Origin of the sequence: Microbacterium arabinogalactanolyticum, assembly GCF_030268005.1 — a bacterium.
Taxonomy (GTDB): Bacteria; Actinomycetota; Actinomycetes; order Actinomycetales; family Microbacteriaceae; genus Microbacterium; species Microbacterium arabinogalactanolyticum.
In genome coordinates this window covers 226,318-250,753 of the sequence record NZ_BRZC01000002.1, presented here as the reverse complement: position 1 = coordinate 250,753, position 24,436 = coordinate 226,318, and the positions used below count along the sequence as shown (strand labels likewise).

The 24,436-nt window shown below is 69.6% G+C and carries 18 protein-coding genes; 8 read left to right on the top strand and 10 right to left on the bottom strand.

All coding sequences use genetic code 11. The annotated features are described in order from the left end of the window. Nucleotides 1-3 precede the first annotated feature (3 nt). Nucleotides 4-1,863 (bottom strand): translation elongation factor 4, encoded by a 1,860-nt coding sequence (gene lepA / locus MIAR_RS01760; protein ID WP_285630377.1) that lies wholly within the window; start codon nucleotides 1,861-1,863, stop codon nucleotides 4-6. Between the two features lie 254 nt (nucleotides 1,864-2,117). Here lepA and MIAR_RS01755 point away from each other — a divergent pair, with 254 nt between their 5' ends. The 5 genes from MIAR_RS01755 to MIAR_RS01735 all read left to right on the top strand — a co-directional run bounded on the left by MIAR_RS01755 (nucleotide 2,118) and on the right by MIAR_RS01735 (nucleotide 8,620). Beyond that, on the top strand, nucleotides 2,118-3,101 hold the full coding sequence (locus MIAR_RS01755; RefSeq protein WP_285630375.1) for an ABC transporter permease: 984 nt from the start codon (nucleotides 2,118-2,120) through the stop codon (nucleotides 3,099-3,101). A gap of 1 nt (nucleotide 3,102) precedes the next feature. Continuing rightward, the gene (locus MIAR_RS01750; RefSeq protein ID WP_285630373.1) at nucleotides 3,103-4,035 is read left to right on the top strand and encodes an ABC transporter permease; all 933 of its coding nucleotides are present in this window, start codon (nucleotides 3,103-3,105) and stop codon (nucleotides 4,033-4,035) included. Beyond that, entirely contained in the window at nucleotides 4,032-5,975 is a 1,944-nt protein-coding gene (locus tag MIAR_RS01745) for an ABC transporter ATP-binding protein (protein WP_285630371.1), read from the top strand. The genes MIAR_RS01750 and MIAR_RS01745 overlap by 4 nt, the downstream gene beginning before the upstream one ends. Nucleotides 5,976-6,104: 129 nt before the next feature. After that, nucleotides 6,105-7,817, top strand: coding sequence for an ABC transporter family substrate-binding protein (locus MIAR_RS01740; RefSeq protein ID WP_285630369.1), 1,713 nt, complete (start codon nucleotides 6,105-6,107; stop codon nucleotides 7,815-7,817). An 80-nt stretch (nucleotides 7,818-7,897) separates the two neighbouring features. Continuing rightward, entirely contained in the window at nucleotides 7,898-8,620 is a 723-nt protein-coding gene (locus MIAR_RS01735) for an alpha/beta fold hydrolase (protein ID WP_285630367.1), read from the top strand. On the opposite strand, the gene MIAR_RS01730 is transcribed toward MIAR_RS01735, so the two are convergent. Together MIAR_RS01730 and MIAR_RS01725 are read right to left on the bottom strand one after the other, a co-directional pair. Then, nucleotides 8,571-9,806, bottom strand: coding sequence for an MFS transporter (locus MIAR_RS01730; RefSeq protein WP_285630366.1), 1,236 nt, complete (start codon nucleotides 9,804-9,806; stop codon nucleotides 8,571-8,573). The two genes, MIAR_RS01735 and MIAR_RS01730, sit on opposite strands and share 50 nt — an antisense overlap. After that, nucleotides 9,803-11,164 carry a GH1 family beta-glucosidase gene (locus MIAR_RS01725; RefSeq protein WP_285630364.1) on the bottom strand — a complete coding sequence of 454 codons (1,362 nt, stop codon included), beginning with the start codon at nucleotides 11,162-11,164 and terminating at the stop codon, nucleotides 9,803-9,805. Before MIAR_RS01725 ends, MIAR_RS01730 begins: the two co-directional genes overlap by 4 nt. 257 nt (nucleotides 11,165-11,421) lie before the next feature. Here MIAR_RS01725 and rpsT point away from each other — a divergent pair, with 257 nt between their 5' ends. Beyond that, complete coding sequence (gene rpsT / locus MIAR_RS01720; protein ID WP_285630362.1) at nucleotides 11,422-11,682, top strand: 30S ribosomal protein S20; 261 nt, start codon at nucleotides 11,422-11,424, stop codon at nucleotides 11,680-11,682. A gap of 142 nt (nucleotides 11,683-11,824) precedes the next feature. Here the strand turns inward: rpsT and holA are convergent, their stop codons facing one another. From holA to pabB, 5 genes are all read right to left on the bottom strand, one after another. Further along, entirely contained in the window at nucleotides 11,825-12,871 is a 1,047-nt protein-coding gene (holA, locus tag MIAR_RS01715; RefSeq protein WP_285630358.1) for a DNA polymerase III subunit delta, read from the bottom strand. Between the two features lie 74 nt (nucleotides 12,872-12,945). Further along, complete coding sequence (locus MIAR_RS01710; protein WP_285630357.1) at nucleotides 12,946-15,225, bottom strand: ComEC/Rec2 family competence protein; 2,280 nt, start codon at nucleotides 15,223-15,225, stop codon at nucleotides 12,946-12,948. Between the two features lie 43 nt (nucleotides 15,226-15,268). Further along, nucleotides 15,269-15,916: a ComEA family DNA-binding protein gene (locus MIAR_RS01705; RefSeq protein ID WP_285630355.1), complete on the bottom strand. Its 648-nt coding sequence runs from the start codon at nucleotides 15,914-15,916 to the stop codon at nucleotides 15,269-15,271. 115 nt (nucleotides 15,917-16,031) lie between these two features. Then, nucleotides 16,032-18,524 (bottom strand): leucine--tRNA ligase, encoded by a 2,493-nt coding sequence (gene leuS / locus MIAR_RS01700; protein ID WP_285630353.1) that lies wholly within the window; start codon nucleotides 18,522-18,524, stop codon nucleotides 16,032-16,034. Nucleotides 18,525-18,623: 99 nt separating this feature from the next. Beyond that, nucleotides 18,624-19,979, bottom strand: coding sequence for an aminodeoxychorismate synthase component I (gene pabB / locus MIAR_RS01695; RefSeq protein ID WP_285630351.1), 1,356 nt, complete (start codon nucleotides 19,977-19,979; stop codon nucleotides 18,624-18,626). 43 nt (nucleotides 19,980-20,022) lie between these two features. Between pabB and MIAR_RS01690 the strand changes: the two genes are divergently transcribed. Together MIAR_RS01690 and MIAR_RS01685 are read left to right on the top strand one after the other, a co-directional pair. Next, nucleotides 20,023-20,679 carry a DedA family protein gene (locus tag MIAR_RS01690; protein ID WP_285630349.1) on the top strand — a complete coding sequence of 219 codons (657 nt, stop codon included), beginning with the start codon at nucleotides 20,023-20,025 and terminating at the stop codon, nucleotides 20,677-20,679. A 13-nt stretch (nucleotides 20,680-20,692) separates the two neighbouring features. Next, complete coding sequence (locus MIAR_RS01685) at nucleotides 20,693-21,718, top strand: App1 family protein phosphatidate phosphatase (RefSeq protein WP_285630347.1); 1,026 nt, start codon at nucleotides 20,693-20,695, stop codon at nucleotides 21,716-21,718. Between the two features lie 60 nt (nucleotides 21,719-21,778). On the opposite strand, the gene MIAR_RS01680 is transcribed toward MIAR_RS01685, so the two are convergent. After that, on the bottom strand, nucleotides 21,779-23,917 hold the full coding sequence (locus MIAR_RS01680) for a bifunctional polysaccharide deacetylase/glycosyltransferase family 2 protein (protein WP_285630345.1): 2,139 nt from the start codon (nucleotides 23,915-23,917) through the stop codon (nucleotides 21,779-21,781). Then, nucleotides 23,914-24,387: a hypothetical protein gene (locus MIAR_RS01675; RefSeq protein WP_285630343.1), complete on the bottom strand. Its 474-nt coding sequence runs from the start codon at nucleotides 24,385-24,387 to the stop codon at nucleotides 23,914-23,916. Before MIAR_RS01675 ends, MIAR_RS01680 begins: the two co-directional genes overlap by 4 nt. Between the last annotated feature and the right edge of the window lie 49 nt (nucleotides 24,388-24,436).

Here is a 24,436-nt window from a genome sequence, read left to right as displayed (position 1 = left end):
TCCTTACTTCTTGCCCTCGACGTCGCCCGACAGCGCGGCGATGAACGCCTCCTGGGGCACCTCGACGCGGCCGACCATCTTCATCCGCTTCTTGCCCTCCTTCTGCTTCTCGAGCAGCTTGCGCTTACGGCTGATGTCGCCGCCGTAGCACTTGGCGAGCACGTCCTTGCGCAGGGCACGGATGGTCTCACGGGCGATGATGCGGGCACCGATCGCGGCCTGGATCGGGACCTCGAAGTTCTGCCGCGGGATGAGCTTGCGAAGGCGCTCGGCCATCATCGTGCCGTAGGCGTACGCCTTCTCCCGGTGCACGATCGCGCTGAACGCGTCGACCTTGTCGCCCTGCAGCAGCACGTCCACCTTCACCAGGTCGGCCTCCTGCTGGCCGTCGGGCTCGTAATCCAGGCTCGCGTAGCCCTGCGTCTTGGACTTCAGCTGGTCGAAGAAGTCGAACACGATCTCTCCGAGCGGCATCCGGTAGCGCAGCTCGACGCGCTCCTCGGAGAAGTACTCCATGCCCAGCAGCGCCCCGCGCCGGGACTGGCACAGCTCCATGACCGTGCCGACATAGTCCTTCGGCAGCAGGATGGCGGTCTTCACCATCGGCTCGGCGACCGAGGCGACCCGGCCGTCGGGGTACTCGCTGGGGTTGGTGACGACCACCTTCTCCCCCGTGTCGGTGGTGACCTCGTAGATCACGCTGGGCGCCGTGGTGATGAGGTCCAGACCGAATTCGCGGGAGAGCCGCTCGGTGATGATCTCGAGGTGCAGCAGACCGAGGAAGCCGCACCGGAAGCCGAAGCCCAGCGCGACCGACGTCTCAGGCTCGTACTGCAGCGACGCGTCGGACAGCTTGAGCTTGTCCAGCGCCTCGCGCAGCTCGGCGTAGTCGCTGCCATCGATCGGGTAGATGCCCGAGAACACCATCGGCTTGGGGTCGGTGTAGCCGGCGAGAGCCTCGGATGCCGGTCGGCGCAGCGTCGTGACCGTGTCGCCCACCTTGGACTGGCGCACGTCCTTCACACCCGTGATGAGGTAGCCCACCTCGCCGACGCCGAGCCCCTGCGTGGGGGTCGGCTCGGGGCTGGAGACGCCGATCTCGAGAAGGTCGTGCGCGGCCCGGGTCGACATCATCTGGATGCGCTCGCGCGGCTCGAGCCGGCCGTCGACCATGCGCACATAGGTGACGACGCCGCGGTAGGCGTCGTACACGGAGTCGAAGATCATGGCGCGCGCGGGAGCATCGGCGTCGCCGACCGGGGCGGGGATCTCGCCGACGATGCGGTCCAGCAGCGCCTCGACGCCCACGCCCGTCTTGCCCGAGACGCGCAGCACGTCCTCGGGCCTCCCGCCGATCAGGTCCGCGAGCTCCTTGGCGAACTTGTCCGGATCGGCCGCGGGGAGGTCGATCTTGTTGAGCACGGGGATGATCGTCAGATCGTTCTCCAGCGCCAGGTACAGATTGGCCAGCGTCTGCGCCTCGATGCCCTGCGCCGCATCGACCAGCAGGATGGCGCCCTCGCACGCGGCGAGGGACCGGGACACCTCATAGGTGAAGTCCACGTGCCCCGGGGTGTCGATCATGTTGAGAGCGAACGTCTCGGTCGCCCCCGTGGCGGAGTCGGTCTGCCACGGCATCCGAACGGCCTGGCTCTTGATGGTGATGCCGCGCTCGCGCTCGATGTCCATGCGGTCCAGGTACTGGGCCCGCATGTCCCGGTCGGAGACGACGCCGGTGATCTGCAGCATCCGATCGGCAAGGGTGGACTTGCCGTGATCGATGTGGGCGATGATGCAGAAGTTGCGGATCTGCGAGGCGGGCGTCGCGGCAGGCGACAGCGGAGTGAGAGCGCGGGGTGACATGAGGTCCTTGATGCTGCAGGAAGGGTTCCCGCAAGTCTACGAGAGCACGCCGGAATCCCGCATTCCGCGCGTCCGGTGATAGTCTCGCGAAGTTGCCCCGACCCGGAGACCGGGTTCCGCGGAGCACAGGACTCCGTCACAGCCGCCCGTGCTGCCGGTGTGCGTTATCTCGTGGATGGTGCTTGAATGTCATCCCGACCCAGCGTTGCGTCGGCAGATCCCGAGCGCGCTGTAGAAGAGAAAGAATCACCACCTTGATCAAGTATCTCGTGCGCCGAGCTCTCGGCTGGCTGCTGATGATCGTGGTCGCGACCAATGTCACCTACCTCCTGGCCTGGTCCTTCCTCGATCCGCGCAGTAACTATGTCGGCAGAAAGCCCCCGCTGTCCCCGGAGCAGATCGAGAATCTGCTCCGCCCCCGCAACCTGGACAACACGGTCCCCCTGGTCGAGCGGTGGTGGACCTGGCTCACCGGGATCGTCCTGCGCTGGGACTGGGGCGTCAGCCCGACGGGCGGCTCGGTCAACGAGCAGGTGGCGTACCGCATGTGGGTCAGCGCGGAGCTCGTGCTCGGCGCCACGATCATCATGACGCTGCTGGGCATCTGGATCGGCGTGTACACGGCCTCCCGCCAGTACAAGCTGGGTGACCGGATCTGGCAGGGCATCTCGATCATCACGATGAACATCAACATCATCGTCGCGGCACTCGCCGTCGTGATCCTGGCCATCAACTTCAACAAGTGGGTGGGCACTCGGGTCTTCTTCGTCACGGGCTCCTCATCAGAGGGTGTGACCGGGTTCTTCCCCGTCATCGTCGACGCGCTGCAGCATCTCATCCTGCCCACGATCGCGCTGGTGGTCATCGGCTACGCGCAGTACCACTTCCTGCAGCGCACCCTGCTGCTGGACAACATCAGCGCCGACTACGTGCGCACCGCGCGCGCCAAGGGCCTGACCAAGCAGCAGGCGATCCGCCGCCACGCGCTGCGCACCTCGCTCATCCCGGTGGCGACCCAGGTCGCGTTCTCCATCCCCGGCATCTTCACCGGCGCGATCCTGACCGAGTCGATCTTCGCCTGGCAGGGCATGGGCCGCTACTTCCTGACCACCATCAACGGAAACGACGTGCACGGCGTGGTCGCCGTCGCAGCCTTCGGCGCTGTGCTGACCGCCATCGGCGCCCTGCTGGCCGACATCGCCGTCGTCGTCCTCGACCCGCGAGTGAGGGTGAGCTGATATGAGCACCGAGATGATCGACCCCGCGGTGCAGCCGCCCGTCGGCCCCGACACCACCGCTGAGCGCATCCCCGGCAAGCAGCTGAGCAAGTGGACGCTGTACACGCGCCGCTTCATGCGCAACAAGCCCGCCGTCGCCGGCATCGTGATCTTCGTCCTGATGGTGATCTACTCCATCGTGGTCCCGCTCCTGACGCCGTACAAGATCGACGACCAGGACTTCATGAACCTGTCGACCGGCCCCTCGCCCGAGCACTGGTTCGGCACCAACGCCTCCGGCAACGACAACTGGCTGCAGACGGCCGTCGGCCTGCAGCGCTCGCTGATGATCGCCGTCACGGTGTCGGTGGGAGTCACCGCGCTGTCGGCCATCGTGGGCACCGCCGCCGCATACTTCCGCGGTCGTGTCGAGCAGATCACGCTGATGGTCATCCACTTCCTGATGGTCGTGCCGACCTTCCTCATCCTCGCCCTGGTCTCCAACAACGCGGGCGGCGACTGGCGCGTCATCTCGCTGGCGATGATCTTCGTGAGCTGGTTCTTCCCGGCCCGCGTCATCTGGACGCTGGCACTGTCGCTGCGCGAGCGCGAATACGTCGACGCCGCGCGCTACATGGGCGTCCCCGGCATGCGCATCGTGCTGCGCCACCTGGTCCCGAACATCGGCTCGCTGCTGGTGATCAACTTCACCCTCGGCATCGTCGGTGCCGTCGGAACCGAGACCGGCCTGTCGTTCATCGGCTTCGGCGTCAAGGCGCCCGACGTCTCCCTCGGCTCCCTGATCGGGTACGGCGCGGCCAGCGTGACCAGTGCTCCGTGGCTGTTCTACTTCCCCGCCCTGGCGCTGACGCTGCTGACCGTCTCGATGGCGCTCGTCGCCGACGGCCTGCGCGATGCCCTCGATCCCACTTCGGCGGCTGGAGGCCGCGCATGAGCACCCCCACTTCGAAGACCGTTCTCTCCGTCCGCGACCTCAAGGTCAGCTTCGCCTCGGAGGCGGGCCGCGTGGATGCCGTCCGCGGCGTCTCCTTCGACCTCGAGGCGGGCAAGACCCTCGGCATCGTCGGCGAGTCCGGATCGGGCAAGTCCGTGACGTCGCTGGCGATCATGGGCCTGCTCGACGAGAACGCCAAGGTGACCGGCTCGATCCAGTTCGAGGGCCAGGAGCTGCTCGGCAAGTCCGACAAGCAGATGTCCATGATCCGCGGCAACGGCATGGCCATGGTCTTCCAGGACCCGCTGACCTCGCTCACCCCGGTGTTCACGATCGGCGACCAGCTCGTCGAGGCGCTCACCGTGCATCGCGGGCTCTCCAAGAGCGAGGCCTGGGACCGTTCGCTGGAGCTGCTGCGCGTCGTCGGCATCACGAACCCCGAGAAGCGGATGAAGTCCTTCCCGCACGAGTTCTCGGGCGGAATGCGCCAGCGCGTGGTGATCGCGATCGCCATGGCGAACAACCCGCGCCTGATCATCTGCGACGAGCCCACCACGGCGCTCGACGTCACCATCCAGGCGCAGATCCTCGATCTGATCGAGAAGGCGCAGGACGAGACCGGCGCCGCCGTGATCATGATCACGCACGACATGGGCGTGGTGGCCCGCACGGCCGACGACGTGATGGTGATGTACGCGGGGAAGCCCGTCGAGCACGCCCCCGCGCACGAGCTGTTCCACAACACCCGGATGCCGTACTCGATCGGCCTGCTCGGCGCCATCCCGCGCGTCGACAAGGCCGAGAAGGAGCCCCTGATCCCGATCAAGGGCAACCCGCCGCTGCTGATCGACCTGCCCGACGCCTGCCCGTTCGCGTCGCGCTGCCCGATCGCGATCGACGCGTGCGTCCGCCGCGAACCGGACCTCGTGCCCATCGCGTCGGATTCCGGTGAGAACCACCTCGCCGCCTGCATCCGCGCGGATCAGATCGACTCCGACGGTCTCATCGGCGGCCTGCCGGTGTACCCGGCGCCGGAACTGCACGAGAGCGCACTGACCCGGACTCCGCGCGAGGAGCGTCCTGTCACGCTCGAGGTGCGCAACATGGTCAAGACCTTCCCGCTGCTCAAGGGCGCGCTGTTCAAGCGCAAGGTGGGCGAGGTGCACGCGGTGAAGGGCATCAGCTTCGACATCCGTGAGGGCGAGACCATGGCGATCGTGGGTGAGTCGGGCTCCGGCAAGACCACCACGCTGCTGCAGATCATGGACTTCGAGAAGCAGGCCGACGGCGACATCATCATCGCCGGGACCAGCGTCAACGGCCTGCACAGCCGGAAGGTCGAGCGCACCCTGCGCCGCGACATCCAGATCGTGTTCCAGGACCCGATGGGCGCCCTGGACCCGCGCATGACCGTGACCGACATCATCGCCGAGCCCATGCAGGCCATCGGCATGAACAAGGACGAGATCCACAGCCGGGTGCAGGAGCTGATGGACCTCGTCGGCCTGAACCCGGCGCACCGTGATCGCTTCCCCGGCGCCTTCTCGGGTGGTCAGCGACAGCGCATCGGAATCGCCCGCGCGCTCTCGACCAACCCGAAGATCGTCGTGCTCGACGAGCCTGTGTCGGCGCTGGACGTCTCGATCCAGGCCGGCGTGATCAACCTGCTCGACGAGCTGAAGGTCAAGCTGGGCCTGTCGTACCTGTTCGTGGCGCACGATCTCTCGGTCATCCGCCACATCGCCGACCGCGTCGCGGTCATGTACCTCGGCGAGTTCGTCGAGTACGGCGACGTGGACGATGTGTTCGACAACCCGCAGCACCCGTACACGCAGGCGCTGCTGTCGGCCATCCCGGTTCCCGACCCGGACATCGAGCGCACGCGTCAGCGCGTGATCTTCGACCCGGAGACCATGAGCACGCGGCCCGCGACGGTCTGAGATTTCAGTGATGTAACCGTCGGATCACCGTCCGATAACGGTTAGTCACGATTCACTCACGCACGCCTCGATTGCGACGCGATGCGAACTAACCTCCCTAATGACACGCCGAAAGGCGAAAGGAGCACCATGAAGCAGCACAAGCTGATGGGAGCGCTGGCAATCACCGGCGCTTTCGCACTCGCTCTGAGCGGGTGCGCAGCCAACAACACCGGAAACACCGGTGACGGCGGGGACAAGGGCGGCGACACCGGCAAGAAGACGGCGTTCGCTGACTACAACCCGCAGCCCCGCGAGAACCTCAAGCAGGGTGGCACTGTCAACTTCCCGATCAACGAGATCCCGGAGCAGCTGGACCAGTTCAACAGCGACGGCAGCGCGGACACGGCACGCATCGCAGCGTGGTACATGCCGCAGCTGATCCTGTTCAAGCCGGATGGCACGCCGTACAAGAACGACGCCTACCTCGACGAGTGGAAGAACGAAGTCAAGGACGGCAACACGGTCATCACCTTCAAGTTCAACGACAAGGCAGTCTGGAACGACGGCACCCCGATGGACTGGACCGCCATCGACGCCACCTGGAAGGCCAACCGCTCGAACGACGAGGGCTTCGTCCCGAACTCGACCAGCGGCTACGACAACGTCGAGTCGGTCACCCAGGGTGACACGCCGAAGACCGCCATCGTGACCTACAAGGGCGAGTACCCGTGGATCGCAAAGGGATTCACGATCCTGCTGCACCCGGCGATCAACACGCCTGATCTGTTCAACAAGGCGTTCCTGAGCAACCCGCACCCGGAGTGGGGCGCCGGCCCGTACACCGTCGACCAGTTCGACGCGAACAAGGGCTTCATCTCGTTCAAGCCGAACGACAAGTGGTGGGGCGACAAGCCCATGCTCGACAAGGTGACCTTCACCGGCATGGACGCGCAGGCCTCGATCAACGCCTTCAAGAACGGCGAGATCGACACGGTCGGCGTCGGCACGAAGGACCGCCTGGCCCAGGTCGCGGACATGAAGGACATCAAGATCTACCGTGCGCAGCAGACTGCGAACACGCTGGTCGAGGTGGACTCCGAGAAGCCGCAGTTCAAGGACGTCAAGGTCCGCGAGGCCTTCTTCAAGGCGATCAACATCGACCAGCAGAAGAAGATCGCCTGGAACGGCCTGGACTACTCCGAGGAGCCCGCAGGTTCCTTCCTGATGTACTCGTTCCAGCCGGGCTACAGCGACTCGCTCGCCAAGGCCGGTTACAAGTACGACCCGAAGGCGGCGAACAAGCTCCTCGACGACGCCGGCTGGAAGAAGGGCTCCGACGGCATCCGCGAGAAGGACGGCGTCAAGCTGTCCGTCGTCTACCCCGTCTTCAGCGACGACCCGACGCAGGCGGCGCTTGCGCAGTCGTTCCAGAAGATGGAGAAGGAGGTCGGCATCGATCTGAAGATCGACGTCCGCCCGTCCAACAAGTTCGCTGAGGACTACAACAGCAAGAACTGGGATGTCGCGAGCCTGCGCTTCACGTCGTCCGACCCGTACGGTGTCGGCGACATGTTCCAGCTCTACGGCGCCGACCAGGGCCTGAACCTGTCGGGTGTCTGGAGCGACGAGACCGACGCCGAGATCCACGAGATCGAGAAGATCGGCAACGGCAAGGAGCAGATCGCGGCAGCGATGAAGCTCGAGCCGAAGCTCCTCGAGGGCTGGGGTCTCATCTCCCTCTACAACGGTCCCTCGATCTCCGCAGCCAAGAAGGGTCTGGCCAACCTGACCCCCGAGGCCTACGTGGGTCTCGACGGCTTCGGCATCCAGCCCGTTGAGAACGTCGGCTGGGAGAAGTAACCCCTAGGGTTTCTCGACCGATCGCACGGAGCGGGGCCGGTGGTTCATCCACCGGCCCCGCTTCTTTCTATGCTGGGACTGTGACTCCGCAGGTCGTCCTGGTGCACGGCATCCGCACCTCCGCCACGATGTGGCGTGCACAGCTCGCGCATCTGGAGGCGGCGGGCGTCCCCGCCACGGCCGTCGACCTTCCCGGGCACGGCACGCGCATGGACGAGGACTTCACGCTGCACGAGGCCCTGCACACGATCGACGCCGCGGTCCGCAGGGCCGCCGAGGCGGGCCCCGTGCTGCTGGTGGGGCATTCGATGGGCGGGCTGCTCTCGCTGGCGTACACCGGAGGCGAGAATCCGCCGCCGGTCACCGCGCTGATCGCGGCGTCGTGCAGCGCACTCCCCCGCGGCGCCGCGCTGCGCACCTACCGTCTCCTGGCTGGAGCGGTCGACGCCCTTCCTGGGCGCGGCATGTGGCTCACCGAACGCGTCCTCGACGCCACGATCCCCACGGAGACGCGAGCCGACTTCGGCGCCGGCGGTTACGCGCTGGATGCCCAGGATGCGGCGCTGCGGAGCCTGGCCGCGCTCGACATCGCCAGGTCGGTCGCCCGCATCCGCATCCCGCTGTGGTTCGTCAACGGTCAGTTCGACCAGCTGCGCACGCACGAGTGGCTGTTCCGGCGGCTCGCACCGCATGCCGAGCTGATCCTGGTACCGCGCACCACGCACCTGGTCACGGCCATGCGGCCGCGGGTGTTCAACGCGGTGCTGGAGCTGGCTCTGGCTGTCGTGCGAGAGCGGTCATGAGGCCGCCGGCCACAGAGAGCACCGCCGCCATCAGGAACACCAGCCAGAATCCGCCGACCAGTGCGACCAGGCCGGCACCGACCACGGGGCCGATCAGCTGCCCGAGCGCCGCGGTGACGTTCACGATCCCCAGGTCCCGCGCATGGTCCTGCTCGTCCGGAAGCAGATCGGTCGCGAAGGCGAGCCCGACGGTCGAGAACGCTCCGTAGCCGAGGCCCATCAGCGCCGCGGCGATCATCGTCACCTCGAAGGTCGGCAGGATGACGATGGCGACACCGGATGCCGCCTGGACGAAGGTCGCGGCGACCGTCAGCCCGCGGCGCCTCCCGGTGCGGTCGGAGAGGATGCCGGTGAACACCGAGGCGATCACCACGAACACCGTGTAGACGACGATGAGCAGCAGCAGGTTGTCCTGCGCCTCGGCGTTCGGCTGGTTCAGCCCGTGCAGCAGGAAGAACAGGAACAGCGCCGTGCCGAGCGCGTTCCCGATGTTGGCCACGAGCCTGCCCCAGAGCATCCAGGCGAAGTCGCGGTCACGCAGGGACGCGAGTCGTGGCCTGTCGCTCGCGCGCGGTGGCACTTCGGCTGCCGAGGCCGGCGGGTCGGGCAGCATGAGGGCGGTCAGGGTGCCGACCACCGCGATGATCGCGGCGAGCAGCAGGTAGCCGGCCAGCACACCGAGCCCGAGCAGTACCACCAGGCCGACGCCCAGCACGATGCCGACGGCCTGGCTCGAGCCCACCGCCGAGGAAGCGGCACCGCGCTGCGAGGACGGGAGCTGGTCGGCGATGAGCGCGGTGAAGGCCGCGGAGGCCACCGAGACGCCGATCGACACGCCCACCCAGCAGGCGCCGACCAGCCAGGGCCCCTCGACGAGACCGGTGAGCACGAGGAAGACCGCCGAGACCCAGACGCCCATCAGCGCCCAGGGGCGGCGCCGGCCGCGGGGAGAGCGCGAACGGTCGGAGATCGCGCCGACAACAGGCCCGGCGATGATGCCGAAGAGCCCGCCGACGCCGAGCACCAGGCCCGAGGACACCACACCGCGGATCCAGTCGTCTTCGGGAGTGTCCAGCTGCAGGGGCAGCAGCAGCTGCACGGGAGTGAGCTGCACGGTCCAGATGGCGAGCCACGCGAGGGTGAAGAGGCTCATCCAGCCGGCGCCGACCTTCACCGTCCCGGTCATCGTGCGCTCCCCTCAGCGTCCGTGCGAGCGTCTCGAATGAGATCCCGGTACCAGTCGTAGGACGCCTTGGGCGTGCGGATCCCGGACTCGAAGTCGACATGCACCAGCCCGAACCGCTGCGTGTACCCGTCGGCCCATTCGAAGTTGTCCATCAGCGACCAGACCGTGTACTCCTCGACGCGAACACCCTGATCCGCAGCCTCGGCCACCGCGCGGATGTGCGCCGACAGGAAGGCGATGCGATCGTCGTCCTGCACGCGCACGGCGTGTCCGGGCTCCGGGAAGGAGGCGCCGTTCTCGCCGATCACGATCGGCGGCATGTTCGGATGCCGCTCGGAGAGGTCGACCAGGAAGTCGCGCAGCGCCTCGGGCATGATCGGCCAGCCGAAGCCGGTGAGCGGCACGCCGGGGGTGGGAAGCAGATCGAACGGGAGCGGGCTGTCGCCGGATGCTGCGGCGACCGTGGTGGGGTTGTAGAAGTTCACGCCGTAGAAGTCCAGGGAGTCGCCGATCAGCTCGAGATCGCCGTCCTGCACGGGCATCGGCGGGAGGCCGAGCGCCTCGAGGTCGGGATACGCGCCCGCCAGAAGGGGCTCGGAGAACACCCGGTTGTGGACGAGGTCGTACGCGTGCGCGGCCGCGAGATCGGCATCCGACCCTCCGGCGGGGAGCACCTGAGTGTGGTTATTGGTGATGCCGACGCGTGTCGCCCCCGCCGCGCGGAGGGCGGCTGCCGCGTGCGCGTGCGCGAGCAGCTGATGGTGCACCGTGGGCAGCGCACCGAACAGGAGCTGCTTCGCAGGGGCGAGCTCCCCCGTGCCGTAGCCCTGCAGGGTGGTCATCGCGGCCTCGTTGATCGTGTACCAGGTCGACACCCGGTCGGCCAGGCGATCGGCGACCATCGCGGCGTAGTCGGCGAACCGCGACACGGTGTCGCGGCTGAGCCAGCCGCCGGCCGCCTCGATCTCGCTGGGAAGCTCCCAGTGGTAGAGCGTGGGCTCGGGGTCGACGCCGCGCGCCAGCAGCCCGTCCACGAGCTTCTCGTAGTGGTCGAGGGCCACGCTGTTCGCGGGCCCCGATCCTCCGGGCTGGATGCGCACCCACGGGATCGAGAAGCGGTAGCCGTCCACGCCGAGGCCCGCGAGGAGCTCGATGTCGTCATCCGTGCGCCGGTAGCTGTCGCACGCGGGTTCGGCGGTGCCGCCGTCGATCACCGCGCCCTGCCGGTCGACGAAGTCGTCCCAGATCGAGCGCCCTCGGCCATCGGCCGTGCGGGACCCCTCGATCTGGAATGCGGAGGTGGCGGTGGACCAGCGCAGCCCCGCGGGAATGCGGGGCGCGGACAGCGATTCGGGCATCGGGCTCCTCTGACGTCGTCGTCTATCGGGTACCGACGATTCTGCACCCGGTTCCACGTTCGGCGCGACTGAATCCCGCACTCGGCGCGTCACCCGATCCCGGCACGACGCGCGGGAGGCGTCGTTTTCGCACTGCGCCGGGGTGCTGGTAACATTGACTCTTGGCTTGCGTGTGGGTTCGTCCCTCACGACCGCTGTCGGCGCCCTCTCTCGTCTGCAGCATCCGATCAACATCCAGACAGAAAGCGTGTCCACACGTGGCAAACATCAAGTCGCAGATCAAGCGCAACAAGACCAATCTGAAGGCGCAGGAGCGCAACAAGGCCGTCAAGAGCGAGCTGAAGACCCTCGTCCGCAAGACCCGTGAGGCCATCGCGGGCGGCGACAAGGAGGCCGCTGAGGCCGCCCTCAAGGTCGCTTCCGTCAAGCTCGACAAGGCCGTCAGCAAGGGCGTCGTGCACAAGAACCAGGCGAGCAACCGCAAGTCGGCCATCGCCAAGCAGGTCGCCGCTCTCTGAGCCGCCGATTCACGCAGAAGGCCCGCCCCTCTCGGGGCGGGCCTTCTGCGTTTCCGGCCACCCTGAGCTTCGCGGGTCCCGTGCCGCGGCCTCACGTGGACGCAGGCATCCATACGGGATCCGCGCGCAGCGCGCACGCGGCTCAGTGCCCGAACGGCTCGCGGGTCGCGATGACCGCGATCATGCGCTCCAGGGCGAAGATCGGGTCGCGCGCGGCGCCCTTGACCTCGGCATCCGCCCGCGCCGTGGCCTGGATCGCCATCCCGAGCGACCGCTCGTTCCAGCCCTGCAGGTCGCGGCGTGCGCGGTCGACCTGCCAGTCCTTCATGCCGAGGCGCGATGCCAGCTGCCGGCTGGGCTCGCGGTTGCCGGCGACGCGCGCCATGGTGCGCAGCTTCATCGCGAAGGCGGCGACCATGGGCACGGGGTCGGCTCCGGATGCCAGCGCGTGGCGCATGGCGATCAGCGCTTCCCCGTAGTGGCCGGCGATGGCGGTGTCGGCGACGACGAAGGCCGACACCTCGACACGACCGCCGTAGTACTTGTTGATGACGTCGTCGGTGATGTCGCCCTCGACGTCGCCGATCAGCTGCTGGCAGGCTGCTGCGAGCTCGGTGAGGTCATCGGCGAACGCGGAGACCAGGGAGCGAAGGGCGGTGGGCGCGATACGCTTCTTCGCCGCCTTGAACTCGCCCGCCGCGAAGTCGACCCTGTCGCCGTCGCGCTTGATCGCCGCGCACGGGATCTCGATCCCGCCGCCGGCACCCGCACGGACGGCGTCGAGCAGCTTCTTGCCGCGCACACTGGCGCCGGTGTGGCGCAGGATGACGGTCGCGCCCTCCTGCGGGTTCTCCACGTAGCGCACGGCCTCCTGCAGGAACGCGTCGGTGCACTTCTCCACGCCCGCCACGCGCACCAGGCGCGGTTCGCCGAACAGCGAGGGAGAGGTGAGCGAGAGCAGCGTGCCGGCGGCGTAGTCGTCGGCACGGATGTCGCTGACCTCGAGCGCCGGGTCCTCCGCGCGCAGATAGTCGCGCACGCCGGCGATCGCCCGCTCGGCGAGCACCTCCTCAGGTCCGGACACCAGCACGATCGGCGCGGGACGGGGCTCACGCCACGGCACCTGCGGGATCTTCGTGCCCTTGGCTGCGGAGCCGCTGCCGCGGGAGGACGATCGAGGTGCTGCCATCGCTCCAGCCTACCGGCGGGCGCCGACGTGGCCCCGCGCGATCCAGCGGACGAGGGTGCCGGGCGCTGCCCCGCTCAGCCGGCCGGCGGAGCACGGGTCGACCAGACCAGCAGTTCGCCGTCGCGCAGCCCGAGCAGGACGAGACCGCGCTGATCGGTGCGCAGCGCCTGCGACCCGGCGGCGTCCAGCAGCGCCAGCGTCTCCGCTCGCGGATGCCCGTAGTCGTTCCCCTCCCCCACGCTGATCAGAGCCGCAGGGGCGCGCAGGGCGGCGTAGAGGGACGGCTCCTGGTCGCGGCTGCCGTGATGCGCGACCTTCACCACGTCGAAGGTGCCGCGGATGCGACCGGAGGAGAGCAGCAGCCGCTGAGACCCGGCACCGAGGTCGCCGAGCAGCAGGGTGCGCGGCACTCCCCCGCCCGCGATCTCGAGGACGACGCTCGCGTCGTTGCCCGACGGGAACACGACGGGATCGGCGTCGGGCCACAGCACCCGCCAGCGCGCGTCGCCGAGAGCCCCCGACATCCCCGCGCTCACGTCGCGCAGCGTCGCACCCGCGGAGGCCAGGCGCGCCAGCATCCGCCGTTCATCGTCTTCGGTGACGGGCCCGTGCAGCACGGTGCCGACCATTCCCTGTACGGCCGGCGTCCCCCCGACGTGATCGAGATCGAAGTGCGTGAGCACGAGCAGGTCGATGCGGGTCGTCCCGGTCTGCGCCAGGCATTCCCGCAGCGCGTCCGGGTCCGGGCCGGTGTCGATCAGCGCGGTGCGCCCCGCCGAACGGATGAGCACCGCGTCGCCCTGCCCGATGTCGCAGCCCGCGATCGACCACTCCGACGGCGTGCTCAGCGGCGCGAGCGGGCCGCTGAGCAGCATCCGACCGCCGGCGATCGCCAGCGCGATGACGATCACCGCGGCCGATGCCATGCGCAGGCGACGGGATGCCGGGCGCACCAGCACGATCACCGCCGCTGCGCTGAGCAGCCCCACCACAAGGGCGGCGATCGGACCCGCCACGACGGTCACCGTCGCTCCCGGCAGCGCGGAGGTCACCCTCGCCGTCACGTCGATCCAGGCGGCGGGCAGCCACGCCGCCGCAGCGAACAGGTCCGCCACGGGCGGGACTGCGGCGGTCAGACAGGCCAGCAGCCCGATCACGGTCGCGAGCGGCGCGGCCGGCTCGGCGATGAGGTTCGCGGGGACGCTCACCAGCGACTGCTGCTCGGAGAACAGGGCGATGATCGGTCCGCACACGACCTGCGCCGCGAGCGGCACCGACAGCGCGAGCGCGAGCGGTGCGGGCATCCAGCGCCCGAGGCCGCGCAGCAGCGGGCGCGACAGCACCAGCAGCGCGCCGGTGGCCGCGGCGGAGAGCGCGAACCCCGGTGACCCTGCGAACCAGGGATCGGCGATCAGCAGCCCGCACACGGCCAGGGACAGCATCGCGAGACCGGCGCTGGGCCGCCCGAGCAGGATGCTGAGCATCGCGAGCGCGGCCATCACCGCGGCACGCACCACGCTCGGTTCCGGCGTCACCAGCACCACGAAAGCGCCCAGCGCCAGCAGCGCGAGCACGACGCGCAGGGTGCGCCCGCCGCCGGCGAGGGAGACGAGCCAGAACACCGCGGCCACGATGATCATGCAGTTCGCACCGGAAACGGCCGTCAGGTGACTCAGGCCGGATGCCAGCATCGCGTCGTTCAGCTCCTCGGAGACCGCGCGGGTGTCGCCGACCGCGAGCCCCGGGAGCAGACCGGCACCGGGCTCGGGCAGGCGGGTCGCACGCGCGACGAAGTCGGCCCGGGTCGTCGCCGCGATCGCGAAGATCCCGGATGCGCGCTGCACGACCTCGGCATCCGCGCCGAAGATCACGAGGCCGGCCTGCTCGGACGGCTCCGCGGCCTTCGCCTGCCCGGTCACGCGGAGCCGCGCCCCCATCTCGATGCCGTCGGTCCGGGCGACGCCGACGCGCACCGTCGCGCTGATCGGCCGGAGCTGCCCGGGCGGGCCGAGCGCCACGGTGTGCGCGTCGAACCACAGCCGTCCGTCCGCGCCGACGGATGCCGACGACGACACGTCGACGACCGCTTCCACGGCCCTGCCGTCCGACTCGGCCAGCATCGCTCGTGCCGGCTGCGCGCCGGCGACGGCGAGACCCACCGCGCTGGAGCAGAGCAGCATCAGCACGATGAGCCCGTTCGCGCGGCGACGTACGAGCCGCCCGAGCAGTGCGGATGCGGCAGCCCCGGTGCCCGCTGCCCCGGCGAGAGGCAGTGCGAGAGCCGGCACGTGGATGCACAGCAGCGCGACCGCCCAGAGGACCGCCGCCAGCAGGCCGGTGCGCAGGTCTCTCACCTCAGCACGGGTCCTTCATGCCGAGCCATGCCGGCCCATGCCTTCATACGCGCACCTTCTCGCGCAGCCCGGCGAGCAGCTTGTCGCCGATGCCCGGCACCGCCAACAGGTCCTCCACGGCGCGGAACCGGCCGTTCTGCTCCCGCCAGTCCAGGATCCGCTGCGCGAGCGCCGGCCCGATCCGCGGCAGTGTCTCCAGATCGGCCTGGGTCGCCGCATTCAGGTCGACGCGTCCGTCCGCACCGACCGCGGACGCCTCTGCTCCCCCGTCGGCGGCCGGCCCGGTCCCCTGAGCGGGAACGACGATCTGCTCGCCGTCGCTGACCGGCCGCGCCAGGTTCACCGCCTGCAGGTCGGCTGTGTCGAGGGTGCCGCCCGCCGCCGCGAGGGCGTCGACGAGCCGGGCATCAGGATCGAGGATGTACAGCCCGGGCTCGGCGACCTCGCCGAGCACGTGCACGTACAGGCCGCCGCTCTCGACGGCCACGCCGTCCGCGCTCGTCGACGAGCCGTCGTCGAGCGCGATGGCGTCCATGGGCGCGGCCTGTCCGCGCAGTATGCCCCAGCCGACCGCCGCGGACAGCACCACCAGGCCCAGGGTGATCGCCGCGCCGATGCCCAGCCTCAGCCGCCGGCGCGGCGCGGAGTCCTCGGACGGCGCGTCCTCAGCGATGGGTTCGGGTGCGGGCACTCCGTCACGCTACGCATCCGCTCGGACGCCGGATGCCGGCGAACGCGACGGATGTGGAGAACTCCTGCACATCGCGGGGATGTGCAGGAGTTCTCCAGATGTCGTGTCGGGGCGTTCAGCCCTTGACGGCGAAGTTCACGATCTTCGGCGCGCGCACGATGACGCGCACGATCTCCTTGCCCTCCAGAGCGCGCTGCACCTTCTCGTCGGCGCGAGCCGCGGCCTCCAGGTCGGCGTCGGAGATGTCGGCCGGCACGTCGATCGTGGCGCGCACCTTGCCGTTGACCTGCACGGCGGTGGTGACGGTGTCGTCGACCAGGAGCGCGGGATCGGCCTCCGGCCACTGCACGGCGCTGACCGACGGCTCGTGTCCGAGCCGCGCCCACAGCTCCTCGCCGGTGTGCGGAGCGATGGTCTCGATCATCATCGCCACCGTCTCGGCGGCCTCGCGCACCGCAGGGTCGGCAGCACCCGCGCCCGTGTCGATCGTCTTGCGGATGCCGTTCACCAGCTCCATCAGGCGCGCGACGAGCACGTTGAACTTGGTCTGCTCGACCAGGCCCGGTGCGTCGGCGAGCAGTCGGTGCGTGATGCGGCGCAGCGTGATGTCGCCGGCGGCGGCATCCGACCCGACCGGGCTGGAGGTCTCGTCGCCGACGCGCAGGACCCGGGCGAGGAACTTGTGCGCCCCCGACAGCGAGACGCCGTTCCACTCCTTGTCATCCTCCACCGGACCGGCGAAGGCCAGAGCCAGACGCAGCGAATCGGCGCCGTACTGCGCCAGCAGATCGGAGAGCTCGACGAGGTTGCCCTTGCTCTTCGACATCTTCGAGCCGTCCATCAGCACCATGCCCTGGTTGACCAGGTTGGAGAACGGCTCCTCGAAGTCGATCAGCCCGAGGTCGAAGAACACCTTGGTGATGAAGCGCGAGTACAGCAGGTGCAGGATCGCGTGCTCGATGCCGCCGAAGTAGCCGTCGACCGGTGCCCAGCGCTTGGCCTCGGCCGGGTCGAACGCGAACTGGTCGCTGTTCGGCGACAGGAACCGCAGGAAGTACCAGGAGCTGTCCACGAAGGTGTCCATGGTGTCCGGATCGCGCAGTGCCGGCTCGCCCGACGCGGGGTCGATCGTGCGCACCCACGACTCGGCCGCACCCAGGGGCGAGGTGCCCTTGGGGCGCAGGTCCAGCCCCTCCACGCTCGGCAGCGTGACCGGCAGCCGGTCCTCGGGCACCGGGACGACCTCGCCGTCCTGCAGGTGCAGCATCGGGATCGGCGTGCCCCAGAAGCGCTGGCGCGAGATCAGCCAGTCGCGCAGGCGGAAGTTCTTGGCCGCACGGCCCGTGCCCGCCGCCTGCAGCCGCTCGATGGTCGTGGCGATCGCCTCGGCCTTGTCCAGCCCGTCGATCTCGCCCGAGTTCACCAGCCGGCCGTTGCCGACCAGCGCGGCGCCGGTCACCGACGGGTCGAGCTCGGCCAGATCGCCGCCCTCGTTCGCGCCGCCGGCGACCGTCGTGTCGACGACGATCTTCACCGGCAGGTCGAAGGCGCGGGCGAAGTCCAGGTCGCGCTGATCGTGCGCGGGCACGGCCATCACGGCGCCGTGACCGTAGTCGGCCAGCACGTAGTCGGCGGCCCAGATCGGCAGCTTCTCGCCATTGACCGGGTTGATCGCGAACCGCTCCAGGAACACGCCGGTCTTGGGCCGGTCGGTGGACTGGCGCTCGATCTCGGTCTGCTTCTGCACCTGCTCCAGGTAGTCCTGGAACCGCATGCGCACCTCGGCGGAGGAACCGGATGCCAATTCCGCAGCCAGGTCGGAGTCAGGCGCGACCACGAAGAACGTCGCTCCGTGCAGGGTGTCGGGGCGGGTGGAGAACACCGTCACGGGCTCCGCGCGGCCCTCGATCCGGAAGTCGACGTCAGCACCGGTGGAGCGGCCGATCCAGTTGCGCTGCATCTGCAGCACCTTGTGCGGCCAGTGCCCCTCGAGCGCGTCCAGGTCGTCCAGAAGCCGGTCCGCGTATTCGGTGATCCGGAAGTACCACTGCGTGAGCTTCTTCTTCACGACCTCGGCGCCGCAGCGCTCGCAACGGCCGTCGACGACCTGCTCATTGGCCAGCACGGTCTGGTCGTTCGGGCACCAGTTCACGGCGCTCTTCTTGCGGTACGCCAGGCCGCGTTCGTACAGCTTCAGGAACAGCCACTGGTTCCAGCGGTAGTACTCGGGGTCGGAGGTGTGCAGCACGCGCGACCAGTCGTACGACATGCCGTAGCCGCGGAAGCCGGCCTTGTGCTGGTCGATGTTCTTGTACGTCCACTCGCGCGGATCCGCACCGCGCTTGATGGCGGCGTTCTCGGCGGGCAGGCCGAAGGAGTCCCAGCCGATCGGGTTGAGCACGTTGTGCCCGCGGTGCCGCCAATAGCGCGCGACGATGTCGGGGTACAGGTAGTTGATCGCGTGCCCCATGTGCAGGTCGCCGGAGGGGTACGGGAACATGCCCAGGATGTACTTGCGCGGCCTGTCGTCGTCTTCGCCGCCGGCGAGGAACGTCTCGTTCTCAGCCCAGTACTGCTGCCACTTGGCCTGGATGTCGTGCGCGGACATCGCCTCAGCGGATTCGGGGTGGGTTTCGGACGCGTGCTCGGACAAGGAACGACCAATCTGACGAAGCGAGGGAGCCCGCGAGAAGCGGGATATTCCAGGTTATCGCGACTGGAGGATGCCCGCCCACTCGGCGGGCACGGCCGCGCCCAGTGCCGCCAGCGGTGCTCGCGCCTTGACGGCGACCTCCGCCGCCTCGGCATCCGCCTTCGACAGCCAGGTGATCCCGCCTCCCGCGCCGACGTACGTCACCTCGGATTCGACCACGATCGAGCGGATGACCATCGCCAGGTCTACCCGGCCGTCGACGCCGATATGTCCGAAGCATCCGGAGTACACGCCGCGCGGAGCGCGCTCGAGCCCGTGCAGGATCGTCATGGCCGACAGCTTCGGCGCTCCCGTCATGCTGCCCGCCGGGAAGGCGGCATCCGCGAGGTCTCCCAGCGTGACGCCCTCCCGCAGCCGCACGCTCACCGTGCTGACCAGCTGATGCACGGCGGGGTACGACTCGACCTCCCACAGCCGGTCCACGCGCACGGTGCCCGGCTCGCCGACGTGCGACAGGTCGTTGCGCATGAGATCGACGATCATCACGTTCTCGGCGCGCTCCTTGGCATCCGTCCGCAGCTCCTCGGCGAGACGCGCGTCCTCCACGGGATCGGCGGCGCGGGGCCGGGTGCCCTTGATCGGGCTGGTGGACGCGATCCCGCTGCCGACGGAGAGGAACTGCTCGGGGCTGGCGCTGAGGAGATGCCGCCCGCCTACGCGGATGTACCCGCCATGGTGCGCGGGCGTCGCGGTGCGCAGGCGCCGGTACGCCGCCAGCGGCTCGACCGTCCCCGGCACCGTGAAGCGGTTGGTGAGGCACAGCTGGTAGGCGTCCCCGCGCTCGATCGCGTCGCGGCATCGCTCCACCATGTCCATGTACTCGGCGACGCCGTGCCGGGCGGTCGCCTCCCGGGCTTCCGCCGGCGCGACCGGCGGCACGGCGGGATGCGCCGTCAGGACGTGCTGCACCTCGTCGCGCCAGGCGGATGCCGCGTCCGCCGGTGCGAGGGCGAATGCGCGACCCGTGGCATGGTCGAGGGCGACGGCTCGTGCGACGGCGATCCAGGCTCCGCCATGGCGACCCGCGTCGTCTTCCGGGGCGACGGGCGCTCCGAGCGCCTCGGCGCCCTGCTCGTAGCTCAGCCAGCCGACCCACCCGCCGCGGAAGGGCGGCCCGGTGCGTTCCGGGACGATCCCGGATGCCGGGGCCGCACCGGCTGCGAGCGGCACCGCGCGCACGGCCTGCTGATCGCTCTCGACATCGCCCGTCCCGATGATGCTCCAGCCGTCCGCGGCATCCGCTCCGGCGTCCAGCCAGAACGCCGCCTCGGCGCGGGCGAACAGCTGCAGGAACAGCGCTTCGGCGGAGACGGCCCCGTCCAGGGGCAGGGCTTCGAGCGGGGCGGGCACGTTCACAGCGTAGATCCCTGCGACAGCATCTACGCTCGGTGGGGTGAACGACTTCGTGCAGTGGGCGATCGAGACGGTGCAGTCCGTCGACCCCGTGCTGCGCACGGTGCTCGCGGGCGTCGCGATCATGCTGGAGACGAGCATCCTGATCGGGCTGGTCGTCCCCGGCGACACCGTCGTGCTGGTCGCGGCGATCGGGGTCACCTCGTGGGCCGAGGGCATCGCCCTCGGACTCGCGGTCGTGGTCGGCGCGCTCATCGGAGAGTCGCTGGGGTTCTGGCTGGGCAGGTGGGCGGGACCGCACATCCGCTCCTCCTGGCTGGGCAGACGCATCGGCGAGCAGCACTGGGAACGATCCGAACGCTACCTGCGCCGCCGCGGCGGGATCGCGATCTTCCTGTCGCGCTTCCTGCCCGTGCTGCACTCGCTCGTGCCCCTCACGGTCGGGATGAGCGGCTACGCCTACCGGCGGTTCATCGCCTGGACGCTGCCCGCGTGCGTCGTCTGGACGACGATCTACGTGGGTCTGGCGGCGGGCGCCGCCGGCAGCTATCACCAGCTCTCTCAGCGCGTGCACTACGCCGGGTACTTCTTCGTCGGCGCGATCGCCGTGCTGCTGATCGCCGTGCTGATCGTCAAGAAGCTCATCGCCCGGCGCGAGGAGCGCCACATGCAGGATGAGCCGAACCGGGAAGCGTGAAAGACTGGACCCGATGTCCTCTGCCTCAGCGGCCAAGATCCACTGGTTCGCTCGCCTCGAACACCGCTTCCACGTCTGGCGCGAACGCCGCGCCCGTCGACGTGGCCGTTCGGCGACGATCGTTCCGTTCCCCGGCTACGGCGGAACCGGCTGGGTGCGTGTCACGGGCCGAGTGCTCATCGTGCCACCGCCGCCGAAGCGCGCCCGCGGTGAGGGCGCCGGAGTGCGCGGCTGGCGCGCGTTCGTCGGCATCCCGGTGAGCTTCGCCTCGGTGCAGGTGCACCTGGGCGGCCGGACCCACGACGTCGTCGCCGATCGCGGTGGCGTGGTCGACACGGTCATCGAGGCGCACCTCGAGCCCGGTTGGCAGACGTTCACGATGTCGGTGGAGGGGCGCGAGCCGGTCGAGGCCGCCGTGTTCGTGGTCGGCGACGACGCGCGCTTCGGCGTGGTGTGCGATGTGGACGACACCGTCATGGTGACGGCGCTCCCCCGGCCGTTCATCGCGGCCTGGAACTCCTTCGTGCTGGACGAGCACGCGCGGACCCCGGTTCCGGGCATGGCGGTGCTGCTCGAGCAGCTGCGCCGCGATCACCCCGGCGCGCCGGTGATCTACCTGTCCACCGGCGCCTGGAACATCGCGCCGACGCTGCGCCGGTTCCTCAGCCGCAATCTCTTCCCCGCCGGTGCCATGCTGCTCACCGACTGGGGTCCCACCCACGACCGCTGGTTCCGCAGCGGACGCGAGCACAAGGCTGGGAATCTGCGCCGCCTGGCGGCGGAGTTCCCCGATGTGCGCTGGCTGCTGATCGGCGATGACGGCCAGCACGACGAGATCATCTACTCCGAGTTCCTCGAGGAGCACCCGGACTCCGTCGCCGGTGTCGCGATCCGCCGCCTGCTGCCCGCCGAGGCGGTCCTGGCCGGCGGTCGTGCGACGGTGGAGCACAGCGCGGACTCGGTGCCGTGGGTCAGCGCCGAGGACGGCGCAGGCCTGCGCGATCTGCTCGGCGAGGCCGGCATCATAGACCCGAGCTGATACCCGAGCTGATCCCGGGCACGGCGGGTCCGTCCGGACTCGGCACGGGGCGCGGGCGAGTCAGCCCGTCGTCACCGCGGGCGGGACCGTGAGCGTGCCGTAGCGCTGCATCCGGTGCCAGCGCAGCCGGGTGCCCGCCAGTGCCGTGAACAGCGACTGGATCACCACCAGGTACATCATCTGCCGATAGACGACCTGCTGCAGGGGAAGCGTCCACAGCGGCTTGAGCGACTCGCCGTCCATTCGGAACGCGTACACCGCCATGCCCAGCTGCAGGGCGAGGAACGCCAGCCAGAGCACGGCGATCCGCATCGGGTCCAGGAAGAGCAGGCCGTACACCGCGAAGATGTCGACGACCGGGGCGAACAGCGGCAGGATCACCTGCAGCACGAGCAGGTACCCGAGCCCCCGTCGTCCGAGCTTTCCGGCCGGGCCCTTCTGCAGCACGGCGCCGCGATGCTTCCACATCGCCTGCATGGTCCCGTAGCACCAGCGGTAGCGCTGCCGCCACAGCGCCCCGAGCGAGGCCGGCGCCTCGGTCCAGGCGCGCGCGTCCTCCTGATACACCACACGCCAGCCGTCGCGGCAGATCGCCATCGTGAGGTCGGTGTCCTCCGCGAGCGTGTCGTCGCTTACCCCGCCGACCCGGCGCAGCGTCTCGATGCGGAACGCGCCGATCGCGCCCGGCACGGTGGGCATGCACTCGGCGACGTCGAAGAGCCGGCGGTCGAGGTTGAAGCCGACCACGTACTCGATGTGCTGCCAGGCGCCCAGCACGCCGCCGCGGTTGACCACCTTCGTGTTCCCCGAGACCGCGCCGACGGCGGGATCTGCGAACGGCTGGATGAGGCGCTCCACGGTGTCCTGCTCGAAGACCGTGTCCCCGTCGACCATCACGACGATCTCGCCGCGGGCGGCGGCGATGCCGGTGTTGAGCGCCGACGGCTTGCCGCCGTTGGGCTGACGGATCACGGTCACCTGCGGCAGGCCCAGCGCCTCGACGATGTCGGCGGTGCCGTCGGTGGAGCCGTCGTCGACGACGATGATCTCGACCGGACGCCGGGATGCCGCGATCGACCGCACGGCGGCCTCGATGCCCGCCGCCTCGTTGTGGGCGGGGACGATGACCGAGACGATGCCATCGTGCGTCCAGGTCCGGCGCAGCGCCACCTCGCGGGCGCGGCGTCGATGCCGGGACGCGGCGAACAGCACGAGAACGGCCCTGACCACCATCACGATCCCGCTCAGCACCAGCGCGATCCCGATCGCGCCGACCACCCAGGCGCTGCCCCACAGCGTGGCGATGAGCGCGGCGCCGCTCCACTGCTCTGCGGTGGTGGCCGGTCGCATCACGCTCTTCAGGCCGGTCGCGGCGGTGACCGACGTCGCGGTGATGTCGTCCGCGGCGTACTGCGTGAGCAGGCGGTCGAGAGCGGCCACGGTCTCGGAGCGGTCGCCTCCGCCGTCGTGCATGAGCAGCACCTGCCCGGCATCTCCCTGCGGCGTGGCGTTCGCCACGATCCGCTGCACGCCGGGGCGCCGCCAGTCCTCGCTGTCCAGCGTCGACAGGACCGACAGATATCCGTCCTGGCCCGCACTGCGGATGACCTGCCAGTCCGCGGCATCCAGGGCGTCCGGCTCGGAGCTGTACGGCGGACGGAAGAGTGCCGTGGTCTCTCCCGTCGCTCCCGCGATCGCGCTCTGCCCGGCGGCCATCTCCAGATTCGCGCGCCACTGCGGCGACGTCGTGAGGTCCGCATGCGTCAGCGTGTGCATGCCGATCTCGTGTCCCTCGGCCAGGATCCGCCGGACGAGGTCCGGATGCTCCGCAGCCGCCGTCCCCACGACGAAGAACGTGGCGTGCACGTGGTGCTTCCTCAGGACGTCGAGGATCCGCGGTGTCCAGGTCGGATCCGGTCCGTCGTCGAAGGTGAGCGCGATCGTGCGCTGGTGCGGGGTGACCGTGTCGACACCCTCCCGAGGGTCGATCACCGGTCCGCCGTGGAGGGCAGCGGCCGGAGCGGGCGATGCGGCAGCAGCCGGCGTAGACGACTCGGACAGCGTGGTGAGGTGGTGCGCGTACCCCTGCACGGCCAGGGCCGCGGCGATCGCGAGGAGCACGGCGACGAGCGTGACCCAGTGCACGCGAGCGCCGACGGTCCGCGCCCGTGACGGCGCTGCGCCGCGGTTCCGGATCACGGGCGGACGGGGCGCCCGGTCGGATCGGCGCGGTGCGTGCTGCCCGGATTGTCGGTGGTCGTGCCCGTTCCGGTGCCGCCGCTGCGACCGGGCGCCGTCGGGCTCGGCGCCGGCGTGGGTGCGGTGGATGCGGGCGGTGCCACCGGCACGGTAGTCGACACGGCCGCGGGAGCGGGCGCCGGCTTCTCGGCTGCCGCCGTCGCGCCGCTGCCGGAGGTGGCGGCGGGCGCGGGCGCGGTGGTCGGCGAGGCGGGGACCTCGACGTGCTGCGCGGGCGGCGGGGCGTCGGCGGTGATCGGCTGCGGCAGGAACGGGGCGTCGATCCGCGGACCGCCCAGCAGTGCGCTGGCCGCGAGTGCGATGTAGACGATCGCCACGATGACGGCGACCCACAGCCCTGCGCGCACCCACCGCAGGCGTCGGCCCGCGGAGTCGACGAACACAGGGGTGTGCGTTGCGGGTTCTGACATGCGGGGTCTCCCTCGGGTGGGCATCACCATGGTACGACGGCGTGCCGGA